The sequence below is a fragment of the Pseudomonas sp. DL genome, assembly GCF_047199225.1.
Classification (GTDB): Bacteria; Pseudomonadota; Gammaproteobacteria; order Pseudomonadales; family Pseudomonadaceae; genus Pseudomonas; species Pseudomonas aeruginosa.
On sequence record NZ_CP178323.1, the window covers coordinates 4,805,606 to 4,825,628 of the forward strand.

At 67.7% G+C, this 20,023-nt stretch carries 19 protein-coding genes; 12 read left to right on the forward strand and 7 right to left on the reverse strand.

Annotation, left to right across the window (positions count from 1 at the left end; all coding sequences use genetic code 11):
• Positions 1–370 precede the first annotated feature (370 nt).
• A complete protein-coding gene (gene nadB, locus ACI766_RS22435; protein WP_003114182.1) occupies positions 371–1,987 on the forward strand; it encodes an L-aspartate oxidase in 1,617 nt (538 codons plus the stop codon).
• Here nadB and ACI766_RS22440 read toward each other — a convergent pair.
• Together ACI766_RS22440 and ACI766_RS22445 are read right to left on the reverse strand one after the other, a co-directional pair.
• On the reverse strand, positions 1,956–2,408 hold the full coding sequence (locus ACI766_RS22440) for a protein YgfX (protein ID WP_003454678.1): 453 nt from the start codon (positions 2,406–2,408) through the stop codon (positions 1,956–1,958). The two genes, nadB and ACI766_RS22440, sit on opposite strands and share 32 nt — an antisense overlap.
• Positions 2,392–2,646 (reverse strand): succinate dehydrogenase assembly factor 2, encoded by a 255-nt coding sequence (locus ACI766_RS22445; protein ID WP_003085532.1) that lies wholly within the window; start codon positions 2,644–2,646, stop codon positions 2,392–2,394. The genes ACI766_RS22440 and ACI766_RS22445 overlap by 17 nt, the downstream gene beginning before the upstream one ends.
• Positions 2,647–2,918: 272 nt before the next feature.
• Here ACI766_RS22445 and ACI766_RS22450 point away from each other — a divergent pair, with 272 nt between their 5' ends.
• Both ACI766_RS22450 and ACI766_RS22455 read left to right on the forward strand, forming a co-directional pair.
• On the forward strand, positions 2,919–3,863 hold the full coding sequence (locus tag ACI766_RS22450) for a YgfZ/GcvT domain-containing protein (RefSeq protein WP_019396903.1): 945 nt from the start codon (positions 2,919–2,921) through the stop codon (positions 3,861–3,863).
• Between the two features lie 100 nt (positions 3,864–3,963).
• A complete protein-coding gene (locus ACI766_RS22455) occupies positions 3,964–4,800 on the forward strand; it encodes an HDOD domain-containing protein (RefSeq protein ID WP_003114179.1) in 837 nt (278 codons plus the stop codon).
• Positions 4,801–4,808: 8 nt separating this feature from the next.
• Here the strand turns inward: ACI766_RS22455 and ACI766_RS22460 are convergent, their stop codons facing one another.
• Both ACI766_RS22460 and ACI766_RS22465 read right to left on the reverse strand, forming a co-directional pair.
• Complete coding sequence (locus ACI766_RS22460; RefSeq protein WP_003101943.1) at positions 4,809–6,191, reverse strand: sensor histidine kinase; 1,383 nt, start codon at positions 6,189–6,191, stop codon at positions 4,809–4,811.
• The gene (locus tag ACI766_RS22465) at positions 6,184–6,855 is read right to left on the reverse strand and encodes a response regulator (RefSeq protein WP_003085524.1); all 672 of its coding nucleotides are present in this window, start codon (positions 6,853–6,855) and stop codon (positions 6,184–6,186) included. The genes ACI766_RS22460 and ACI766_RS22465 overlap by 8 nt, the downstream gene beginning before the upstream one ends.
• A 210-nt stretch (positions 6,856–7,065) precedes the next feature.
• Here ACI766_RS22465 and ACI766_RS22470 point away from each other — a divergent pair, with 210 nt between their 5' ends.
• From ACI766_RS22470 to ACI766_RS22490, 5 genes are read left to right on the forward strand one after another with little or no spacing between them, the layout of a single operon-like run.
• Complete coding sequence (locus ACI766_RS22470) at positions 7,066–8,349, forward strand: OprD family porin (protein WP_003114177.1); 1,284 nt, start codon at positions 7,066–7,068, stop codon at positions 8,347–8,349.
• 29 nt (positions 8,350–8,378) lie between these two features.
• The gene (locus ACI766_RS22475) at positions 8,379–9,362 is read left to right on the forward strand and encodes a tripartite tricarboxylate transporter substrate binding protein (RefSeq protein ID WP_004348207.1); all 984 of its coding nucleotides are present in this window, start codon (positions 8,379–8,381) and stop codon (positions 9,360–9,362) included.
• Between the two features lie 48 nt (positions 9,363–9,410).
• On the forward strand, positions 9,411–9,881 hold the full coding sequence (locus ACI766_RS22480) for a tripartite tricarboxylate transporter TctB family protein (protein WP_003101933.1): 471 nt from the start codon (positions 9,411–9,413) through the stop codon (positions 9,879–9,881).
• A gap of 10 nt (positions 9,882–9,891) precedes the next feature.
• Complete coding sequence (locus ACI766_RS22485; RefSeq protein WP_003116509.1) at positions 9,892–11,409, forward strand: tripartite tricarboxylate transporter permease; 1,518 nt, start codon at positions 9,892–9,894, stop codon at positions 11,407–11,409.
• A complete protein-coding gene (locus ACI766_RS22490; protein WP_003114172.1) occupies positions 11,402–12,439 on the forward strand; it encodes an AbrB family transcriptional regulator in 1,038 nt (345 codons plus the stop codon). Before ACI766_RS22485 ends, ACI766_RS22490 begins: the two co-directional genes overlap by 8 nt.
• Before the next feature lie 126 nt (positions 12,440–12,565).
• Here ACI766_RS22490 and ung read toward each other — a convergent pair whose 3' ends face one another.
• The 3 genes from ung to ACI766_RS22505 all read right to left on the reverse strand — a co-directional run bounded on the left by ung (position 12,566) and on the right by ACI766_RS22505 (position 15,120).
• Positions 12,566–13,261, reverse strand: a complete 696-nt coding sequence (ung, locus tag ACI766_RS22495; protein WP_003106436.1) for a uracil-DNA glycosylase — start codon at positions 13,259–13,261, stop codon at positions 12,566–12,568.
• Between the two features lie 99 nt (positions 13,262–13,360).
• Positions 13,361–14,182 (reverse strand): VanW family protein, encoded by an 822-nt coding sequence (locus tag ACI766_RS22500; protein WP_003114171.1) that lies wholly within the window; start codon positions 14,180–14,182, stop codon positions 13,361–13,363.
• Positions 14,183–14,238: 56 nt separating this feature from the next.
• On the reverse strand, positions 14,239–15,120 hold the full coding sequence (locus tag ACI766_RS22505) for an AraC family transcriptional regulator (protein ID WP_003106441.1): 882 nt from the start codon (positions 15,118–15,120) through the stop codon (positions 14,239–14,241).
• A 132-nt stretch (positions 15,121–15,252) separates the two neighbouring features.
• Here ACI766_RS22505 and ACI766_RS22510 point away from each other — a divergent pair, with 132 nt between their 5' ends.
• The 4 genes from ACI766_RS22510 to ACI766_RS22525 all read left to right on the forward strand — a co-directional run bounded on the left by ACI766_RS22510 (position 15,253) and on the right by ACI766_RS22525 (position 19,982).
• Entirely contained in the window at positions 15,253–16,761 is a 1,509-nt protein-coding gene (locus tag ACI766_RS22510) for a CoA-acylating methylmalonate-semialdehyde dehydrogenase (protein WP_031689764.1), read from the forward strand.
• An 11-nt stretch (positions 16,762–16,772) separates the two neighbouring features.
• The gene (locus ACI766_RS22515; protein WP_003085499.1) at positions 16,773–17,936 is read left to right on the forward strand and encodes an isobutyryl-CoA dehydrogenase; all 1,164 of its coding nucleotides are present in this window, start codon (positions 16,773–16,775) and stop codon (positions 17,934–17,936) included.
• A gap of 65 nt (positions 17,937–18,001) precedes the next feature.
• The gene (locus ACI766_RS22520) at positions 18,002–18,820 is read left to right on the forward strand and encodes an enoyl-CoA hydratase (RefSeq protein WP_003085498.1); all 819 of its coding nucleotides are present in this window, start codon (positions 18,002–18,004) and stop codon (positions 18,818–18,820) included.
• Positions 18,821–18,878: 58 nt separating this feature from the next.
• On the forward strand, positions 18,879–19,982 hold the full coding sequence (locus ACI766_RS22525) for an enoyl-CoA hydratase/isomerase family protein (RefSeq protein WP_003114169.1): 1,104 nt from the start codon (positions 18,879–18,881) through the stop codon (positions 19,980–19,982).
• Positions 19,983–20,023 lie beyond the last annotated feature (41 nt).

Below are 20,023 nucleotides of genomic sequence, written 5' to 3' on the forward strand. Positions count from 1 at the left end.
CCAGCGAATCGTCTTGCCAAGATAGACTCGGGCTTCTTGCAAAAGTTCTCCCCTCCAAGCATGCGTCACGAGTTTTTTCCTCGCTCGTGACGTGCGGCCCCGGACATCGTGTCCGGGCCCCGCGAAAATGGATTGCATCGGGCTCAGGGCCCGGCCTCTGTGCCGCTGGGTAGGCCAACCGGACGAGGTCTTCAGGCATCCTGCTTTGGAACCGATGCGTCTAAGAAAGTTCCAGCACTACATCGCCCCGCTCTGATGACGCCTGCCGATGACAGGCCCGCAGCTCATCCGCCGGACCGGCAGCGGGGGTGCGCTATTGTGCCGCCAGGCCCTTCTATATACTAGGGCTCCACCACGGGGAAATGCGGGCATGAGCCAACATTATCAACACGATGTACTGGTCATCGGCAGCGGCGCCGCCGGCCTGAGTCTGGCCTTGACCCTTCCGGAACACCTGCGCATCGCCGTCCTCAGCAAGGGCGAACTGTCGCAGGGCTCGACCTACTGGGCCCAGGGCGGCGTGGCCGCCGTGCTGGACGATACCGACACCGTGGAATCCCACGTCGAGGACACCCTGGTCGCCGGTGGCGGCCTGTGCCGCGAGGATGCGGTGCGCTTCACCGTGGAGCATAGCCGCGAAGCGATCCAGTGGCTGATCGAACAGGGGGTGCCCTTCACCCGCGACGAGCAGCACAACCACGAGGAAGGCAGCTTCGAATACCACCTGACCCGCGAAGGCGGGCACAGCCACCGGCGCATCATCCATGCCGCCGACGCCACCGGCGCCGCGATCTTCAATACCTTGCTGGCCCAGGCCCGGCGGCGACCGAACATCGAGTTGCTGTCGCAGCGGGTGGCGGTCGACCTGATCACCGAGCGCAAGCTAGGCCTGCCGAGCAAGCGCTGCCTGGGCGCCTACGTGCTGAATCGGGAAAGCGGCGAAGTCGATACCTTCCGTGCCCGCTTCAGCGTGCTGGCCTCCGGTGGCGCGAGCAAGGTCTACCTTTATACCAGCAATCCCGACGGCAACTCCGGCGACGGCATCGCCATGGCCTGGCGCGCCGGCTGCCGGGTCGGCAACCTGGAGTTCAACCAGTTCCACCCGACCTGCCTGTACCACCCGCAGGCCAAGAGTTTCCTCATCACCGAGGCATTGCGCGGCGAAGGCGCCCTGCTCCGCCTGCCCAATGGCGAGCGTTTCATGCCGCGCTTCGACCCGCGTGGCGAACTGGCGCCCCGGGACATCGTGGCCCGCGCCATCGACCATGAAATGAAGCGTCTGGGGATCGACTGTGTCTACCTGGACATCAGCCACAAGCCGGCCGAGTTCATCAAGGCGCACTTCCCCACCGTCTACGAGCGCTGCCTGGACTTCGGCATCGACATTACCCAGCAACCGATCCCGGTAGTGCCGGCCGCTCACTATACCTGCGGCGGCGTGCTCGTCGACCAGCACGGGCATACCGACGTGCCGGGCCTCTACGCCATCGGCGAAACCACCTTCACCGGCCTGCACGGCGCCAACCGCATGGCCAGCAATTCGCTGCTGGAATGCTTCGTCTATGCCCGCTCTGCCGCCGCCGACATGCTCCAGCGCCTGCCCGGCACGCCCGTGCCGGAAAGCCTGCCGAGCTGGGACGCCAGCCAGGTCACCGACTCCGACGAGGACGTGATCATCGCGCACAACTGGGACGAACTGCGGCGTTTCATGTGGGACTACGTCGGTATCGTGCGCACCAACAAGCGCCTGCAGCGCGCCCAGCACCGGGTACGCCTGCTGCTCAGCGAGATCGACGAGTTCTACAGCAACTACAAGGTCAGCCGCGACCTGATCGAGTTGCGCAACCTGGCACTGGTCGCCGAACTGATCATCCGCTCGGCCATGCAGCGCCGCGAAAGCCGGGGCCTGCACTACACGCTGGATTATCCGGACCTGCTGCCCGAAGCCCGCGACACTATCCTGGTGCCGCCCATCTACGGCGACTGAAGCGCAGGCGGACACGCAGGCGCCGATGGCTGTCGGCGCCCAATGCATCGGCCGGGATACAGCAGCCGAGGATGCGCCAGCGGCCCGGCAGGCGCACGCGCAGTACGATCAGCCAGGGCAACGCCAGGCTGTCAGGGCGCAATTGCACCGCTTGCCAGCCGCTTCCGGCGCTCCACAGCTGCCAGCCCCGCTCGTCATGGCGCAAGCCGCGGAAGGCCCGCGAGCCGCGCAGCAGTACCTGGCGGTACAGCCCCCAGGCACCGTAGGCCAGGCAGACCAGCGCAAGCGGCGGCTTCAGCCAGACCGGCAGCGCCGCCAGCAGGATCGACAGCAGCGCCAGGGCCCACAGTGCCAGGCTCGCCGCCAGCAGGATCGGAGAGACCCGCCAGCGGCATTCGAACGGCTCAATCCGGCTGGACACGGTCCAGGATCATCCGCACCATCCGCCGCAGGTCGGCGTCTTCCGGCTCGCCGCGCTGCATGAACCAACCGAACATGTCCTGGTCCTCGCACTCCAGCAGCTTGCGGAAGCGCGCCTGGTCCTCGGCGTCCAGGCCCGGGTAAACCTCCTGCACGAAAGGCACCAGCAGCACATCCAGTTCCAGCATGCCGCGACGGCTGTGCCAGTAGAGTCGTTTCAGTTCGGTTTCATCTGCCATGTTCGGGCTCCTCGAAAACGCCCGGCATTATAGGGCGGTTGCGCTCGAATGGCGCGGCCCGATGACGAGGCGTCGCTCCGCCGGCGTCCGCCCTTGGTCGTATTGCCCGGAAAACCAAGGGTATCCGCGCGGGACGCAGGCCCATGCCGACGGCGGCCTCGGAAGTGTCCGACAACCGCCAAGGCGGATGCGCCAGGCATTCTTGCCCGCTGACAAGCCTCGGACCGAGTTCTATGATGACGGTCCTGACTGACTGACCGCGCAGCATCGCAATGGCCGACCCCGCTTTCCACACCCCGCTAGTCCATGAAGGCATCCTCGCCGTCCGCGGCCCTGACGCCGCCAAGTTCCTCCAGGGCCAGCTGACCTGCAACCTCGCCTACCTCAACGACGAGACCTCCAGCCTCGGCGGCCGCTGCAACATCAAGGGCCGCCTGCTATCGAGCTTCCGCATCCTGCCCGAGGGCGACGGCCTGCTGCTGGCGATGGCCGGCGAGCTGCTCGAGGCCCAGTTGGCGGACCTGAAGAAATACGCCGTATTCTCCAAGGCCAGCCTTACCGACGAGAGCGCAGCCTGGCTCCGCATAGGCTTGCGCGACGCCAGCGAGGCACTGCGCGCCCTGGGGATAGACACCCCGGCGGAGAGCGGCAGGATCGCCCGCCACGGCGACCTGCTCGCCGTCGCCCTGGGCGACGGCCGCGTCGAGCTATGGGTTCCGGCGCAGCGCGCCGAGGCGGTGCTTGCCACGCTCCGCGAGCACAGCCGCGAGGCGCCGCTCGACGATTGGCTGCTCGGCCAGGTGCGCGCAGGCATCGGCCAGGTGTTCGGCGCTACCCGCGAGCTGTTCATCCCACAGATGATCAACCTGCAGGCGGTCGGCGGGGTCAGCTTCAAGAAGGGCTGCTATACCGGCCAGGAAATCGTCGCCCGCATGCAGTATCTCGGCCGCCTCAAGCGCCGCCTGTATCGCCTGGCGCTGGACGCAGACGAGGTGCCGGCGCCCGGCACCGGGCTGTTCTCGCCAGTCCATTCCACCAGCGTCGGCGAAGTGGTACTGGCCGCCCGTACGCCGGAGAACAGCGTGGAATTGCTCGCCGTGCTGCAGGACGACGCCGTCGCCGACGGCCGGATCAGCCTCGGAAGCGCCGAAGGAGCGCCGCTCGTCCTCCTCAATCTGCCTTACACGCTGGACAGCGACCGCGAAATCCAGCGCTGACCGTAAACTGTGCCTCGCCGTCCGCGGACGGCCCGCCAGTATTCCCATGGCCGGTGCACGTAGAGCGTGCTCCGGCCATTGCGTTTTCAAAGGAAATGCCATGAGCAAGCTTGCCGACAAAGTCCAACAGGACCTGATCCGCGCCATCGATCAGGATGAACTGGTGCTGCCGACCCTGCCCGAGGTGGCCCTGCAGGTCCGTGAGGCGGCGGAAGACCCGGATGTCAGCATCCAGGCCCTGAGCAAGGTGATCGGCAACGACGCGGCGCTGACCGCGCGCATCATCCGCGTGGTGAACAGTCCGCTGCTGCGCAGCCCGAAGGAAATCACCGACCTGCAGATGGCGATCAGCCGGCTGGGCATCAACTACACCTGCAACCTGGCCACCGGCCTGGCCATGGAGCAGATGTTCCAGGCCACCACCGACGTGGTCGACCGCAAGATGCGCGAAGTCTGGAACAAGAGCACCGAGATCGCCGGCATCTGCCACGTGCTGGCCCGTCACTACACCCGCCTGGCGCCGGACCAGGCGACCCTGGCCGGACTGGTGCACCAGATCGGCGTGCTGCCGATCCTCACCTACGCCGAGGATCACAACGAGCTGCTGTCGGACTCCATCAGCCTGAGCCATGTGATCGAGCGCATCCATCCGCTGATCGGCGAGCGCATTCTCAAGGCCTGGGATTTCCCCGCGCCGATCGCCGAGGTCCCGCGCCAGCACCTGGACTTCGCCCGCAACTCGCCGCGCGCGGACTATACCGACCTGGTCCAGGTCGCCACCCTGCAGAGCTACCTTGGCAGCGAGCATCCCTATACCCGCCTGGACTGGAGCCAGATCCCGGCGTTCGCCAAGCTCGGCCTCGAGCCGACCGTCGACATGAAGGAAGACGAAGACCTCTCCAGCGCCCTGGAAGCCGCCACCAGCATGCTGCAATAGACCCCGCCCTACTCCGCCGGGAAGCGCACCCGCACCAGCAAGCCGCCCAGTTCGCCCTGGTCGAGCTGGATCTGCGCCCGGTGCGCCCGGCAGACCTCGCCGACGATCGCCAGCCCCAGGCCGCTGCCGGGGCTGTCGCCGCGCCGGTAGAAGCGCTGGAAGACCCGCTCGCGGTCGGCGGCGGGAATTCCCGGACCATCGTCTTCCACTTCCAGCACGCCCCCCTCCAGCACCCTGAGGATCACGTTGCCGCCCTGCGGGGTGTGCGCCAGCGCGTTGTCCAGCAGGTTGCTGAGCAATTCGTTGAGCAGCGTCGGTTCACCCTGGATCCACACCGGCCCGGCGCTTTCCAGCGCCAGCGAGGCTCCCCGCGCATAGGCCAGCGGCGCCAGCGCCAGGCCCAGTTCCCGGGCCAGGGCGGTCAGGTCGATACGCTCGGCGCCACCCTCGGCAATGGCCTGGGCGCCGCTTTCGATGCGCGCCAGGGAAAGCAGCTGGTTGGCCAGGTGGATCAGGCGGTCGGTGTTCTTCGCCGTGGTCTCCAGGGTCGAACGCCAGGCTTCCGGCTCCTGCTCGCGCAGGCCCAGTTCCAGGCGCGCCTTGAGCGCCGCCAGCGGCGTGCGCAACTCGTGGGCGGCATCGGCGATGAACTGCGACTGCCGCTCGAACAGGCTGCGCAGGCGCTGGGTGAAGTGGTTCAGCGACTCCACCAGCGGCCGCAATTCATGCTGGACCTCTAGCATCGGCAACGGCCGCAGGTCGTCCGGCTGGCGCTCTTCCACCTCGCGGCGCAGGCGATCCAGCGGACGCAGCGCGGCGCTCACCGCCAGCCACACCAGCACCAGCGCGCCGACGCCGAGGACGCCCAGGCGCAGCAGGGTATCGGTCATCAGGCTGCGCGCCATGCGCTCGCGGGCGCCTTCGGTCTCCGCCACGCGGATCTCCGCCATGCCGCTCATGCTCGGTTCGCTGACCGGTTGCAGCAGGCTCACCACGCGTACGTCGACGCCCTGGTAGACGCCGTCGTAGAACTTGGCCAGGGCCGGGTAGTCGTCGGTGCGCAGGGTATCGGCGGGTGCCGCCGGAAGATTCTCGTAGCCGGAGATCATCCGTCCGTGGATGTCGTTGACCTGGTAGAAGATCCGCCCGGCGCTGTCGTAGGCGAAGGTATCCAGTGCCACGTAGGGGACGTCGGCGCGCAGGGTGCCGTCCTTCTCGTAGAGCCCGTCGGCGATCGCCCGCGCCGAGGCCAGCAAGGTCCGGTCGTAGGCGGTGTCGGCCACCTCGCGACCGTTCCAGTAGGCGCTCAGGCCGCTCGCCAGGAGCACCAGCAGCAGGAGCAGGGCCAGCCACAGCAGCAGCCTTCCGCGCAGGCTGCCGGCATCAGTCACCCTGCGCCTCCAGCAGGTAGCCGAGGCCGCGGAAGGTGACGATGCGCACGGCGCCGCCTTCCAGCTTCTTGCGCAGGCGGTGAACGTAGATCTCGATGGCGTCGGCGCTGGCCTCCTCGTCCAGGCCGAAGACCTGGGCGGCCAGTTGCTCCTTGCTCATCACCCGCCCCGGACGGGCGATCATCGCTTCCAGCACCGCCTGTTCCCGCGAGGTCAGGGTCAGCGGCTGCTCGTCGAGGCTGAAGCGCCGGGTGCCGAGGTCGTAGACCAGGGCGCCGCAGCGCTGCAACTGTTCGCCACCGAGCACGCTGCGGCGCAGCAGGGCCTTGACCCGCGCCTCCAGCTCGGACAGTTCGAAAGGCTTTGCCAGGTAGTCGTCGGCGCCGAGATTGAGGCCGTGCACCCGGTCCTTCACCTCGCCGCGCGCAGTCAGCATCAGCACCGGCAGGGTCTTGCCGCGCCCGCGCAGGCGCGCCAGCACCTCGAAGCCGTCCATCCGCGGCAGGCCGACGTCGAGGATCGCCAGGGCGTACTCCTCGCTGGCCAGGGCCAGGTCGGCGGCCACCCCGTCCTGCAGCAGGTCTACCGTCCAGCCGGCGCCCTTGAGCGCCTGGACCACGCTTTCGGCGAGCTGCGGATGATCTTCCACCAGAAGGATGCGCATGGACGGTTCTCCACCACCGGATGAGGGCACAAGAGGCGAAGTGTACCGGGGAAAACCCTCCGGTAAATGGCTTCTCTGCCACCGGGGATTGCTGAAAGCCTGGCGAAAGCTTGGCGTCTTAGGATCAGTCGATGGACGGCGCAGATCGTCCGCCAAAACGCCCTGCAGCGTGGTGCTCGGCGTACAAGAACAAGAATCGGAGACCACTGCATGTCGACTTCCCTGCCGCAGGCCGCAAGGTCTGTACGTTCGTCCCGCAGCACCACCCTGACCACCACCGCCGTCGTGCTCGCCGGCATCGCGCCCCTGGGCAACGCCGCCGGCTTCCTCGAAGACAGCAAGGCCAGCCTGGAAACCCGCAACTTCTACATGAACCGCGACTTCCGCGACGGCCCCGGCCAGTCCAAGCGCGAGGAGTGGGCGCAAGGCTTCATCCTCAACCTGCAGTCCGGCTACACCCAGGGCACCGTCGGCTTCGGCCTCGACGCCATGGGCATGCTCGGCGTCAAGCTCGACTCCGGCCGCGGCCGCAGCGGTACCGGACTGCTGCCGAAGGATTCCGACGGCCGCGCGCCGGACACCTACTCGAAACTGGGCCTGACCGCCAAGGTCAAGGTCTCGCAGAGCGAGCTGAAGGTCGGCACGCTGATTCCGAAGCTGCCATCGGTACAACCGAACAACGGGCGGATCTTCCCGCAGATATTCGAAGGCGCGCTGCTCACCTCGAAGGAGATCAAGGACCTCGGCTTCACCGCCGGGCGCCTGGAAAAGACCAAGATCCGCGACTCCAGCGACTCCGAGGACCTCGCGCTGAACGACAAGAACGGCCGCTTCGCCGGGGTCAGCGCCGATCACTTCGACCTCGGCGGACTGGACTACAAGCTCACCGACCAACTCACCGCCAGCTATCACTACAGCAACCTGCAGGACGTCTACCGCCAGCACTTCGTCGGCCTGCTGCACAGCTGGCCGATCGGTCCCGGCGAACTGACCAGCGACCTGCGCTTCGCCCGCAGCACCGACAGCGGCTCGGCCAAGGCCGGCGGCATCGACAACAAGTCGCTCAACGGCATGTTCACCTACAGCCTTGGCAACCATGCCTTCGGTGCGGCCTGGCAGCGAATGAACGGCGACGACGCCTTCCCCTACCTGGAAGGCAGCAACCCGTACCTGGTCAACTTCGTCCAGGTCAACGACTTCGCCGGCCCCAAGGAGCGTTCCTGGCAACTGCGCTACGACTACGACTTCGTCGGCCTCGGCATTCCCGGCCTGACCTTCATGACCCGCTACGTCAAGGGCGACAATGTCGAACTCGCCGGGCAGAGCGGCGAAGGCCGCGAATGGGAACGCAACACCGAACTGCAGTACGTGTTCCAGAGCGGCGCGCTGAAGAACCTCGGAATCCGCTGGCGCAACGCGACCTTCCGTTCCAATTTCACCCGCGACATCGATGAGAACCGCCTGATCGTCAGCTATACCCTGCCGATCTGGTAAGCCAGAACAAGAACTCCACAGGAGCACCGATGATGATGAAACTGTCTTTTCGTCCCCTCGCCTTGGTTGCCGCCGGCCTGCTGCTGGCCGGCGCCGCCGTGGCCGAACCCAAGCGTCCCGAATGCATCGCCCCGGCGTCCCCCGGCGGCGGTTTCGACCTCACCTGCAAGCTGGCCCAGAGCGCCCTGGTCGAGGCCAAGCTGCTGAGCAAGCCGATGCGCGTCACCTACATGCCCGGCGGCGTCGGCGCGGTCGCCTATAACGCGGTGGTCGCCCAACGCCCGGGCGACGCCGGCACCATCACCGCCTTCTCCAGCGGCTCGCTGCTGAACCTGGCCCAGGGCAAGTTCGGCCGCTTCGACGAGAACGCGGTGAAATGGCTGGCCGCCATCGGCACCAGCTACGGCGCCATCGCGGTGCGCACCGACTCGCCCTACAAGGGCCTCGACGACCTGGTGAAGGCGCTCAAGGCCGACCCGAGCAAGGTGGTGATCGGCTCCGGCGGCACCGTCGGCAGCCAGGACTGGATGCAGACCGCGCTGATCGCCAAGGCCGCCGGGATCAATCCGCGCGACCTGCGCTACGTGGCCCTGGAAGGCGGCGGCGAGATCGCCACCGCGCTGCTCGGCGGGCACATCCAGGTCGGCAGCACCGACATTTCCGACTCCATGCCGCACATCCTCAGCGGCGACATGCGCCTGCTCGCGGTGTTCTCCGAAGAACGCCTGCCGGAGGCGGCGATGGCCAACATCCCCACCGCCAAGGAACAGGGCTACGACATCGTCTGGCCGGTGGTTCGCGGGTTCTACCTCGGGCCGAAGGTCAGCGACGAAGACTACGCCTGGTGGAAGAACGCCTTCGACCAACTGCTGGCCTCCGAGGACTTCGCCAAGCTGCGCGACCAGCGCGAGCTGTTCCCCTTCGCCATGACCGGCGAGGAACTCGACGGCTACGTGAAGCAGCAGGTCCAGCAGTACAAGCAACTGGCCAAGGACTTCGGCCTGATCCAGTAAGCCAGCCCGCGCGCGGCCGGACCCCGGCCGCGCCACGAGGATCGTCCCATGACCCGTTCCAACCTGTACCAGCGCCTGTTCGCCGGGCTCTGGCTGCTCGCCTGCGTCGGCCTGGCGGTCGCCGGCTGGCGTTACCAGGCGCCGTTTTCCTACGAACCGGTCGGCCCGCGCGCCTACCCGCTGCTCTGCCTGGCACTGATGGGCGCCGGCCTGGCGTGGCTGATCGCGCGGCCGACGCCGATCCGCCACGCCGAGGACGAACAACCGCTGGGCGGCGCCGTGCTGCTCAAGGTGCTCGCCTGCATCGCCCTGCTGCTGGTGTTCGCCGGCCTGTTCGAAACGCTCGGCTTCATCCTCAGCGCCGCCCTGGTCGGCTCCTGCATGGCCATTCTCTACGGCGCCCGGCCAATCCCTGCGGTGGTCACCGCGAGCCTGCTCGGGATCGGCCTCTACTGGCTGTTCGACCGCGCCCTGGACGTCCCGCTGCCGCTGGGCGTTCTCGACTTCCTGCCGCTGTGAGGACTTCGTGATGGAAACCTTGAACTACCTCGGCCAGGGCTTCGGCGTCGCGATGACGCCGACCAACCTGATCACCGCGCTGATCGGCACCCTGATCGGCACCATCGTAGGCCTGCTGCCAGGCCTCGGTCCGATCAACGGCGTGGCACTGCTGATCCCGGTGGCCTTCGCCCTCGGCCTGCCGCCGGAAACCGCGCTGATCCTGCTCGCCGCCGTATACCTGGGCTGCGAATACGGCGGGCGGATCAGCTCGATCCTGCTCAACATCCCCGGCGAAGCCTCGACCGTGATGACCACCCTCGACGGCTACCCGATGGCACGCAAGGGCCTGGCCGGCGTGGCCCTGTCGCTGTCGGCCTGGAGTTCGTTCATTGGCGCTTTCATCGCCACCTGCGGGATGGTCCTGTTCGCCCCGCTGCTGGCCAAGTGGGCGATCGCCTTCGGTCCGGCGGAATATTTCGTGCTGATGGTGTTCGCCATCGTCTGCCTCGGCGGGATGGCCGGCGACCGCCCGCTGAAGACCCTGCTGGCGGCGCTGCTCGGGCTGTTCCTGTCGAGCGTCGGGATCGACGCCAACAGCGGCGTGTACCGCTTCACCGGGGACAGCATCCACCTCGCCGACGGCATCCAGTTCGTGGTCCTGGTGCTGGGCCTGTTCTCGGTCAGCGAGATCCTCCTGCTGCTGGAGAAGACCCACCACGGCCAGGAGGCGGTGAAAGCCACCGGACGCATGCTGTTCAACTTCAAGGAGGCCGCCAGCGTATTCCTGGTCAACCTGCGCTGCGGTCTGCTCGGTTTCGTCATGGGCGTACTGCCCGGCGCCGGCGCGACCCTGGCAAGCGCGGTGGCCTATATGACCGAGAAGAAGCTGGCCGGTGCCAAGGGCGAGTTCGGCAAGGGCGACATGCGCGGCCTGGCCGCTCCCGAGACCGCCATCGGCGCCTCCGCCTGCGGCGCCATGGTGCCGATGCTGACCCTCGGCGTGCCCGGCTCGGGTACCACTGCGGTGATGATCGGCGCCCTGACCCTGTACAACATCACTCCCGGCCCGCTGCTGTTCCAGCAGCAACCGGACATCGTCTGGGGCCTGATCGCCTCGCTGTTCATCGCCAACGTCATGCTGATCATCCTCAACGTGCCGATGGTCCGCGTATTCACCCGCATCCTCGCGGTGCCGAACTGGGCCCTGGTGCCGGCCATCGCGATCATCACCGGGATCGGCGTGTACGGCGTGCATGCGACCACCTTCGACCTGTTCCTGATGGTCGGCATCGGCGTGATCGGCTATATCCTGCGCAAGCTCGACTTCCCGCTCTCGCCGCTGCTGCTGGGCTTCATCCTCGGTGGACTGATGGAGCAGAACCTGCGCCGCGCGCTGTCGATCTCCAACGGTGAACTGGGCATCCTCTGGTCGAGCCCGATCAGCCTGGTGACCTGGGCGCTGGTGGTGGTAATGCTGCTGTTGCCGCTGGTCCGCGCCTGGCGCCGCCGCGTGGCCCGTCGCGCGACAGGGCTGGCCGATGCCTGAGCGCGTCACCTGGAGGCTGTACTGGGCGACGCCGCTGGTGGGCGCCCTTGGCGGCTGGCTGGCAAGCCTGGTCGGCTGGCCGCTGCCGTGGATGATCGGCTCGCTGCTTGCGGTGATGCTGGTGCGTTGCCTGGCCGACCTGCCGCTGGCCGAAGTGCCGGGGGCACGCAAGTGCGGGCAATGGATCGTCGGCATCGGCATCGGCCTGCACTTCACCCCGGCAGTGATCGAGCAAGTGCTGGCGCATAGCGTGATCATCGTCTTCGGCGCCGTGGCCACCACGCTTTCCAGCGTGCTGGCGATCGCCTTCATGCGCCGCAGCGGCGAGGACCGCGCCACCGCGTTCTTCGCCAGCATGCCCGGTGGTGCCAGCGAGATGGTCAACCTCGGGCAGCGCCACGGCGCGGTGCTCAGCCGCGTCGCTGCAGCGCAGAGCCTGCGCCTGTTGCTGGTAGTGCTGCTGGTGCCGGCGGCGTTCCAGTACCTGCTCGGCGGCGGCCAGCCAGGCCCGCACCAGGCCGCGCCGGTGGACTGGCACTGGCTGGCCCTGCTGTTCCCGGCCGGGGCGCTGGTCGCGCTGGGCTGGCAGAAGTTGCGCCAACCCAATCCCTGGCTGCTCGGCCCGCTGTTGCTGGCGGCCGGCGTCAGCCTCGGCTTCGACCTGCATATCGGCCTGCCGGCCGGTTCCAGCGGCGTCGGCCAATGGCTGATCGGCAGCGCCCTGGGTTGCCATTTCAACCGCAGTTTCTTCCGCAGCGCTCCAGCCTTCGTCAGTCGTACCCTGGTCTGCACGCTGTGGATGATGTTCGCCGCGGCGCTCGCCGCCGAGTTGCTCGGCTGGCTGACCACCCTCGACCACCAGTCGCTGATGCTCGGCATGATGCCCGGCGGCATCGCCGAGCTGAGCCTGACCGCCGAAGCCTTGCAGCTCTCGGTGCCGCTGGTCACCGCCTTGCAGGTACTGAGGCTATTGCTGGTGCTGTTCCTCGCCGAGCCGTGCTTCCGCTACTGGAGGAAGCGCGCCGGCTGATCGAGCCACGCCGCCACACTGGATGTGTGGCGTTTTCCAGCCCGCCTCGTGCGGGCTTTTTTTTCCGGGCGCGGTCAGAGGCACACAGCGGCGCCCACCATGTGAAGAGCTGGGCGACAGCGGCCTTCAGAGGTCCGGCAGCGACCAGTCGATAGGCGTCTTGCCGTTCTGCTCGAGGAACTTGTTGGTGCGGCTGAAGTGGCCGTTGCCGAGGAAACCGCGGTAGGCCGACAACGGCGACGGGTGCGCCGACTTGAGAATCAGGTGGCGCTGCGGGTCGATCAGCTTCTGCTTGCTCTGCGCGTGGCTGCCCCAGAGCAGGAACACCAGGCGCTCGCAACGCTCGTTGACCACCTCGATGACGCGGTCGGTGAACGGCTGCCAGCCGGCATTGGCGTGGGAGCCGGCCTTGGCCTGCTCGACGGTCAGGGAGGTATTGAGCAACAGCACGCCCTGCTCCGCCCAGCGCTGCAGGTAGCCGTTGTTGGGAATCGGGATGTTCAGGTCGCGGTTGAGTTCCTTGTAGATGTTCTGCAAGGACGGCGGCGTCGGCACGCCGGGCTGCACCGAGAAGCACAGGCCGTGGGCCTGGCCTGGTCCGTGGTAGGGATCCTGGCCGATGATCACCACCTTGACGTTCTCCAGCGGCGTGGTGTTCAGCGCGTTGAAGATCAACGGCCCGGGCGGGAAGATCACCTTGCCGGCGGCTTTCTCCTGGCGCAGGAACTCGCCCAGTTGCTTCATGTAGGGCTTGTCGAATTCCTCGCGCAGCGCTTCCTTCCAGCTCGCCTCGAGCTTGATGCGGTCGTCGTTATCGGTCATGGAACCCCCTGTCTCGGTACTGAAAAAGTCGTCCGGCCTTTTTCAGAAGGTCGCCGACAGCCTGTGGCCGCGGAACCGTAGAAAAGCCCGCCGCGCTTGTCAATCTCGGGACAGGCGGGCCTCTTCCACCGGATACTTCACGCGCACCCGGTTGCGGTACAGGCACTCGCTGGCCAGCAGGGTGCCGGCCTGGCCCTTTTCCCGGATGTCGCGCCAGATCTCGTTGAGCCTCAGCACCGCATCGCCGTCGCGGACAAAGCGCTGGGCCCTCTCGTAGACGTGGTAGCGCACAGGGCGCGGCGCGCTGCACAGCAGTTCGCCTTCCAGTTGGTGGGCGGCGATATGGAAGCGCAGCTGGAAGGTATCCGCCGTCGGATTGTGCAGCACCAGGTCGATGAAGTTGTAGAAGATCGCCGCGCCCGAGCCGAACGGCAGGATCCGTCCCTCGTCGGGAAACGGGTCGAAGCTGTGGTTGGCCCGCTCCACCACGCGCAGCGGGGAATGCAGGGCCATCCAGTGGATCAGGTTGCTCAGTTGGCAGATGCCGCCGCCGATTCCGCTGCGCGCCTCGCCGAAGGACAACTCCATACCTTCGACGAAGCCACGCCGGGCGCTGGGCCGACCGACCAGCCGGCAGAACGAGAAGTACTCGCCGGGGCCGATGCTCACGCCGTTCATGCAGTCCACCGCCAGGCGCAGGTTGACCACCTTGTTGCGTTGCAGGGCGAGGTCGCTGTCGCCGAGGCGGCGGATCAACTTCGAGGTGTGCTTGATGTAGCGGTACGGCAGCCGCTCGTCGACCGATGGCAACCGCACGTAGCGACGGCCGCCAAGACGCCAGCGGCAGTGCCGCCAGAGACGTCGTTGCCAGACCCGCAGCCAGTAGAGCCAGGGGTGGTAGAGCGATAGGGGTTTGCGCATCGACGATCCTTGTCGGTCTCGGCCCACGGGCAGGATGCAGCATTATGCCCGGAGCACTAGCCCTGGTGCAGCGCCCGGTAGTGACTGGGCGCCATGCCCACCACCTTGCGGAACAGCCGCGAGAAATAATAGGGATCGGCGTAGCCGAGCTGCTCGGCGATCTGCCGCACCTCCAGCGCGCCCTCGTCGAGCAGGCGGCAGGCATGGGCCATCTTCATCTGGATGAAATCCTGGATCGGCGCCTGGCCGGTCAGGGCGCGATAGGTCTTGGCGAAATGGAAGCGCGACAGCTTGAACTGCGCCGCCAGCTCGTCGAGGTTGAGGCTGTCGTGCAGGTGCGCGCGCATCAGCGCCTGCACCGCGTCGATGTCCAGCACCCGTCCGGATTTCAGGCTGGCCCGCGCCGGACGCACCGCCAGCGAGGTGAGCAGGCCCTGCAACAGGTGCGCGGCATGGATGAAGTGCGGCAGGCTGAGGCCCTGGCGACGCAGCGCCAGCAGCGCATCGAACTCCGCCAGCAGGCGCGGCTGCATGCCCAGGCGCAGGCGCGGGGCGCTGCCCAGCGGACGCAGGAAATCCTCCGCCAGTCCGCCTTCGAAATGTACCCAGTAGATGCTCCAGGGCCGCTGCGAGTCGGCGCCGTAGGCATGTTCCCGGCCCTTGGGCAGGACCAGCAGGTCGCCGCCGCCGACCTCGACGCGCTCGCCGGCACACTCCAGCCAGCCGCGTCCGGCCCGGCAGTAGATCAACAGGTTGTCGTCCGGCGCGCGCCGCTGCATGTGGTGGCCATGCGCCTCCGGATAGTAACCGAGGGCCAGCGGGTAGCAGGCCTGGCCGAGCGGATGGCGGGCCAGGGCGCGACGCAGGCGGGGCGGCGTGATGAAACGCACCCCCTGGTTGGGCAGGGGCCAGGCGGAGGTCTGTACGGAACGCTTCACGGCGACGCGACTCGGTAGTCTGAATCCCAAGATCGTCCATCCCTTGCGCAAGATCGTCAATCCACAGGCGGCTTGCGGCCGGCTATAACGACTCAAAACAACATCCCGGTCCACCGGGAAGCGGAGGCGACGATGGCCAAGGCAATCCCCCAGCTGATCGACGGCGAATGGCGCGGCAGCCGTTCCCGCGAGCTGGTCGAAGTCACCGATCCGGCGACCCAGGACGTCCTCGCGCTGGCGCCGAAGGCCACCGCCGACGAGATCGAGCAGGCCATCGCCAGCGCCCAGCGCGCCTTCGAGACCTGGCGCGAAGTCCCGGCTCCCGAGCGAGCGCGGTTGATGCTGCGCTACCAGCACCTGCTCAAGGAACACCACGACGAACTCGGCGAACTGCTGGCCCGGGAGACCGGCAAGAACCTCGCCGATGCCAAGGGCGACGTGTGGCGCGGCATCGAGGTGGTCGAACACGCCGCCAACGTGGCCAGCCTGATGATGGGCGAGACGGTGGAAAACGTCGCCCGCGAGATCGACACCGCCAGTTGGATCCAGCCCCTCGGCGTGTGCGCCGGGATCACCCCGTTCAATTTCCCGGCGATGATCCCGCTGTGGATGTTCCCGCTGGCCATCGCCTGCGGCAACACCTTCGTCCTCAAGCCCTCCGAACAGGATCCGCTGACACCCAACCGCCTCGCCGAGCTGTTCCTCGAGGCCGGCGCGCCGAAGGGCGTGCTGCAGGTGATTCATGGCGGCCGCGAGCAGGTCGATGCCCTCCTCACCCACCCGGACATCCGGGCGATTTCCTTCGTCGGCTCGGTCGCCGTCGGCCAGCACGTGTACCGCACCGGCACCGCGCACCTGAAGCGGGTGCAGGCCTTCGCCGGGGCGAAGAACCACATGGTGATCCTCCCCGACGCGAACAAGGCCCAGGTTCTCGGCAACCTGGTCGGCGCCAGTTGCGGCGCCGTCGGCCAGCGCTGCATGGCGATCAGCGCGGCGGTGTTCGTCGGCGCGGCGCGCGAGTGGATTCCCGAACTGGCCGAGCGGATGGCCGCCCTGCGCCCCGGCCACTGGCAGGACCCGGACGCCGCCTATGGTCCGCTGATCAGCCCGCAGGCGCGCCAGCGCGTGCTGCGCCTGATCGCCGAAGGCAAGGCGGAAGGCGCCGAGTGCCTGCTCGACGGCTCGCAGTGCCAGGTCGAAGGCTATCCCAACGGCAACTGGCTCGGTCCCACCCTGTTCCGCGCAGTGACGCCGAAGATGGGCCTGTACCGCGAGGAAATCTTCGGCCCGGTGCTGGCTTGCCTGGAGGTCGATACCCTGGAAGAGGCGATTGCCCTGGTCAACGCCAATCCCTATGGCAACGGCACCAGCCTGTTCACCCGCTCCGGCGGCGCCGCTCGGCGCTACCAGCACGCGGTGCAGGTCGGCCAGGTGGGGATCAACGTGCCGATCCCGGTACCGCTGCCGTTCTTCTCCTTCACCGGCTGGAAGGGTTCCTTCTACGGCGACCTGCACGCCTACGGCAAGCAGGCGGTGCGCTTCTATACCGAGACCAAGACCGTCACCAGCCGCTGGTTCGACGATGAACCGACGACCGACGAATCGTCGGCCGGCCCGAACATGACCATCCATCTCAAGTGACCCGAGGACCTATGGATTTCGACCTCACCGAAGAACAACGCCTGCTGGTGGAGAGCGCCCGCGCCTTCGCCCGCCACGAACTGGCGCCGAAGGCGGCCGACTGGGACCGCGACCATCACTTCCCGGTGGAAGTCATCCGCGCCGCCGCCGAACAGGGCTACCTCGGCCTGTACATCGCCGAGGAAGACGGCGGCCTGGGCCTGTCGCGGCTGTCCACTTCGCTGATCTTCGAGCAACTGGCCGCCGGCTGCGTGGCCACTACCGCCTACATCAGCATCCACAACATGGCCGCCTGGATGCTCGCCTCGTTCGGCGACGCGGCGCTGAAGGAGGCCTGGCTGCCCGGCCTGATCGGCGGCGAGTCGCTCGCCTCCTATTGCCTCACCGAGCCCGATGCCGGCTCCGACGCCGCGCGCCTGCGCACCCGCGCCCGCCGCGAGGGCGACGAATACGTGCTGGACGGCAGCAAGTGCTTCATTTCCGGCGCCGGCAGCACCCAGGTGCTGATCGTCATGGCGCGCACCGGCGAGGACGGCGCCAGGGGCATCTCCTGCTTCCTGGTGCCGGCCGACGCGCCCGGCATCCGCTACGGCCGCAACGAGGACAAGATGGGCTGGCGCGCGCAGCCGACCCGCACCATCACCTTCGAAGGCGTGCGCATCCCCGCCGGCAACCGCATCGGCCCGGAGGGCCAGGGCTTCGTCTATGCCATGAAAGGCCTCGACGGCGGCCGCCTGAACATCGCCAGTTGTTCCCTGGGCGCCGCCCAGGCGGCGCTGGAGCAGTCGATGCGCTACGTCGAGGAGCGCGAGCAGTTCGGCAAGCCGCTGGCGACCTTCCAGGCCTTGCAGTTCAAGCTCGCCGACATGCTCACCGAACTCACCGCCAGCCGCCAGATGGTCCGCCTCGGCGCCCATCGGCTGGACCGCGGCGACGCCGAGGCGACCCTGTACTGCGCAATGGCCAAGCGCTTCGCCACCGACCGCTGCTTCGATGTCTGCAACGAGGCCTTGCAACTGCACGGCGGCTACGGCTATCTCAACGATTATCCGCTGGAGCGCTGGGTACGCGACACCCGCGTGCACCAGATCCTCGAAGGCACCAACGAAATCATGCGGGTGATCGTCGCCCGCCGCCTGCTGGAGCAGGGTGGCATGCTCGATCGCCTGCTGTGAACGCCGCGAACCATCGCATCCGATAGTGCCGGGACGCCCCGGCCCATGATCCAGTGAGGGACTTCATGAACACTGCCGTCGAACCCTACAAGGCTTCCTCCTTCGACCTGACCCACAAGCTCACCGTGGAAAAGCACGGGCACACCGCGCTGATCACCATCAACCACCCGCCGGCCAACACCTGGGACCGCGACTCGCTGATCGGCCTCCGCCAACTGATCGAGCACCTCAACCGCGACGACGATATCTACGCCCTGGTAGTGACCGGCCAGGGGCCGAAGTTCTTCTCCGCCGGCGCCGACCTGAACATGTTCGCCGACGGCGACAAGGCCCGCGCTCGCGAGATGGCCCGCCGCTTCGGCGAAGCCTTCGAGGCGCTGCGCGATTTCCGCGGGGTGTCGATCGCGGCGATCAACGGCTACGCCATGGGCGGCGGGCTGGAGTGCGCCCTCGCCTGCGACATCCGCATCGCCGAGCGCCAGGCGCAGATGGCCCTGCCGGAGGCCGCGGTGGGCCTGCTGCCCTGCGCCGGCGGGACCCAGGCGCTGCCCTGGCTGGTGGGCGAAGGCTGGGCCAAGCGGATGATCCTCTGCAACGAGCGGGTGGATGCGGAAACCGCCCTGCGCATCGGCCTGGTCGAACAGGTGGTGGACAGCGGCGAGGCGCGCGGCGCCGCCCTGCTGCTGGCGGCCAAGGTGGCACGCCAGAGCCCGGTGGCGATCCGCACCATCAAGCCGCTGATCCAGGGTGCCCGCGAACGCGCGCCGAACACCTGGCTGCCGGAGGAGCGCGAGCGCTTCGTCGATCTGTTCGACGCCCAGGACACCCGCGAAGGGGTCAACGCCTTCCTCGAGAAGCGCGATCCCAAGTGGCGCAACTGCTGAGCCTTCCCATCGAACCCGGCGGGCTGCGCCACAGCCCGCCCGAGCCGAGAGCCCCGACATGAACGTGCTTTTCGAAGAACGCCCGAGCCTGCATGGCTTCCGCATCGGCATTGCCACCCTGGATGCGGAAAAGAGTCTGAACGCCCTGTCCCTGCCGATGATCGAGGCCCTGGCGGCGAAACTCGACGCCTGGGCCGAGGACGCCGGCATCGCCTGCGTGCTGTTGCGCGGCAACGGCGCCAAGGCCTTTTGCGCCGGCGGCGACGTGCGCAAGCTGGTGGACGCCTGCCGTGAGCAACCCGGCGAGGTACCGGCCCTGGCGCGACGCTTCTTCGCCGATGAATACCGCCTCGACTACCGCATCCATACCTACCCGAAACCCTTCATCTGCTGGGCCCACGGCTATGTGATGGGCGGCGGCATGGGGCTGATGCAGGGTGCCGGGATTCGCATCGTCACCCCGTCCAGCCGCCTGGCGATGCCGGAGATCGGCATCGGCCTGTACCCAGACGTCGGCGCCAGCTGGTTCCTCGCCCGCCTGCCCGGCAGGCTCGGCCTGTTCCTCGGCCTGAGCGCGGCGCAGATGAACGCCCGCGACGCTCTCGACCTCGACCTGGCCGACCGCTTCCTTCTCGACGACCAGCAGGACGCCCTGCTCGCCGGCCTGGTGCAGATGAACTGGAACGAGTCGCCCCAGGTGCAACTTCACAGCCTGCTTCGCGCCCTCGAACACGAGGCCCGCGGCGAACTGCCGGAGGCCCAGTTGCTCCCGCGCCGGCCGCGCCTGGACGCACTGCTCGACCAGCCGGACCTGGCGAGCGCCTGGCAGGCGCTGGTGGCGCTGCGCGACGACGCCGACCCGCTGCTTGCGCGTGGCGCGAAGACCCTGGCCGAGGGCTGCCCGATGACCGCGCATCTGGTCTGGCAGCAGATCGAGCGTGCGCGCTACCTGTCGCTGGCCGAGGTGTTCCGCCTGGAATACGCCATGAGCCTGAACTGCACGCGCCATCCGGACTTCGCCGAGGGGGTACGCGCAAGGCTGATCGATCGCGACAACGCACCGAACTGGCATTGGCCGCAGGTGGAATCGATCCCGCAGGCGGTGATCGAGGCGCACTTCGAGCCGACCTGGGAGGGCGAGCATCCGCTGGCGGGGCTTTGATCCGCCGCGCCGCCCTCTGCCGAAGGAGGGCGCGGGCCCGC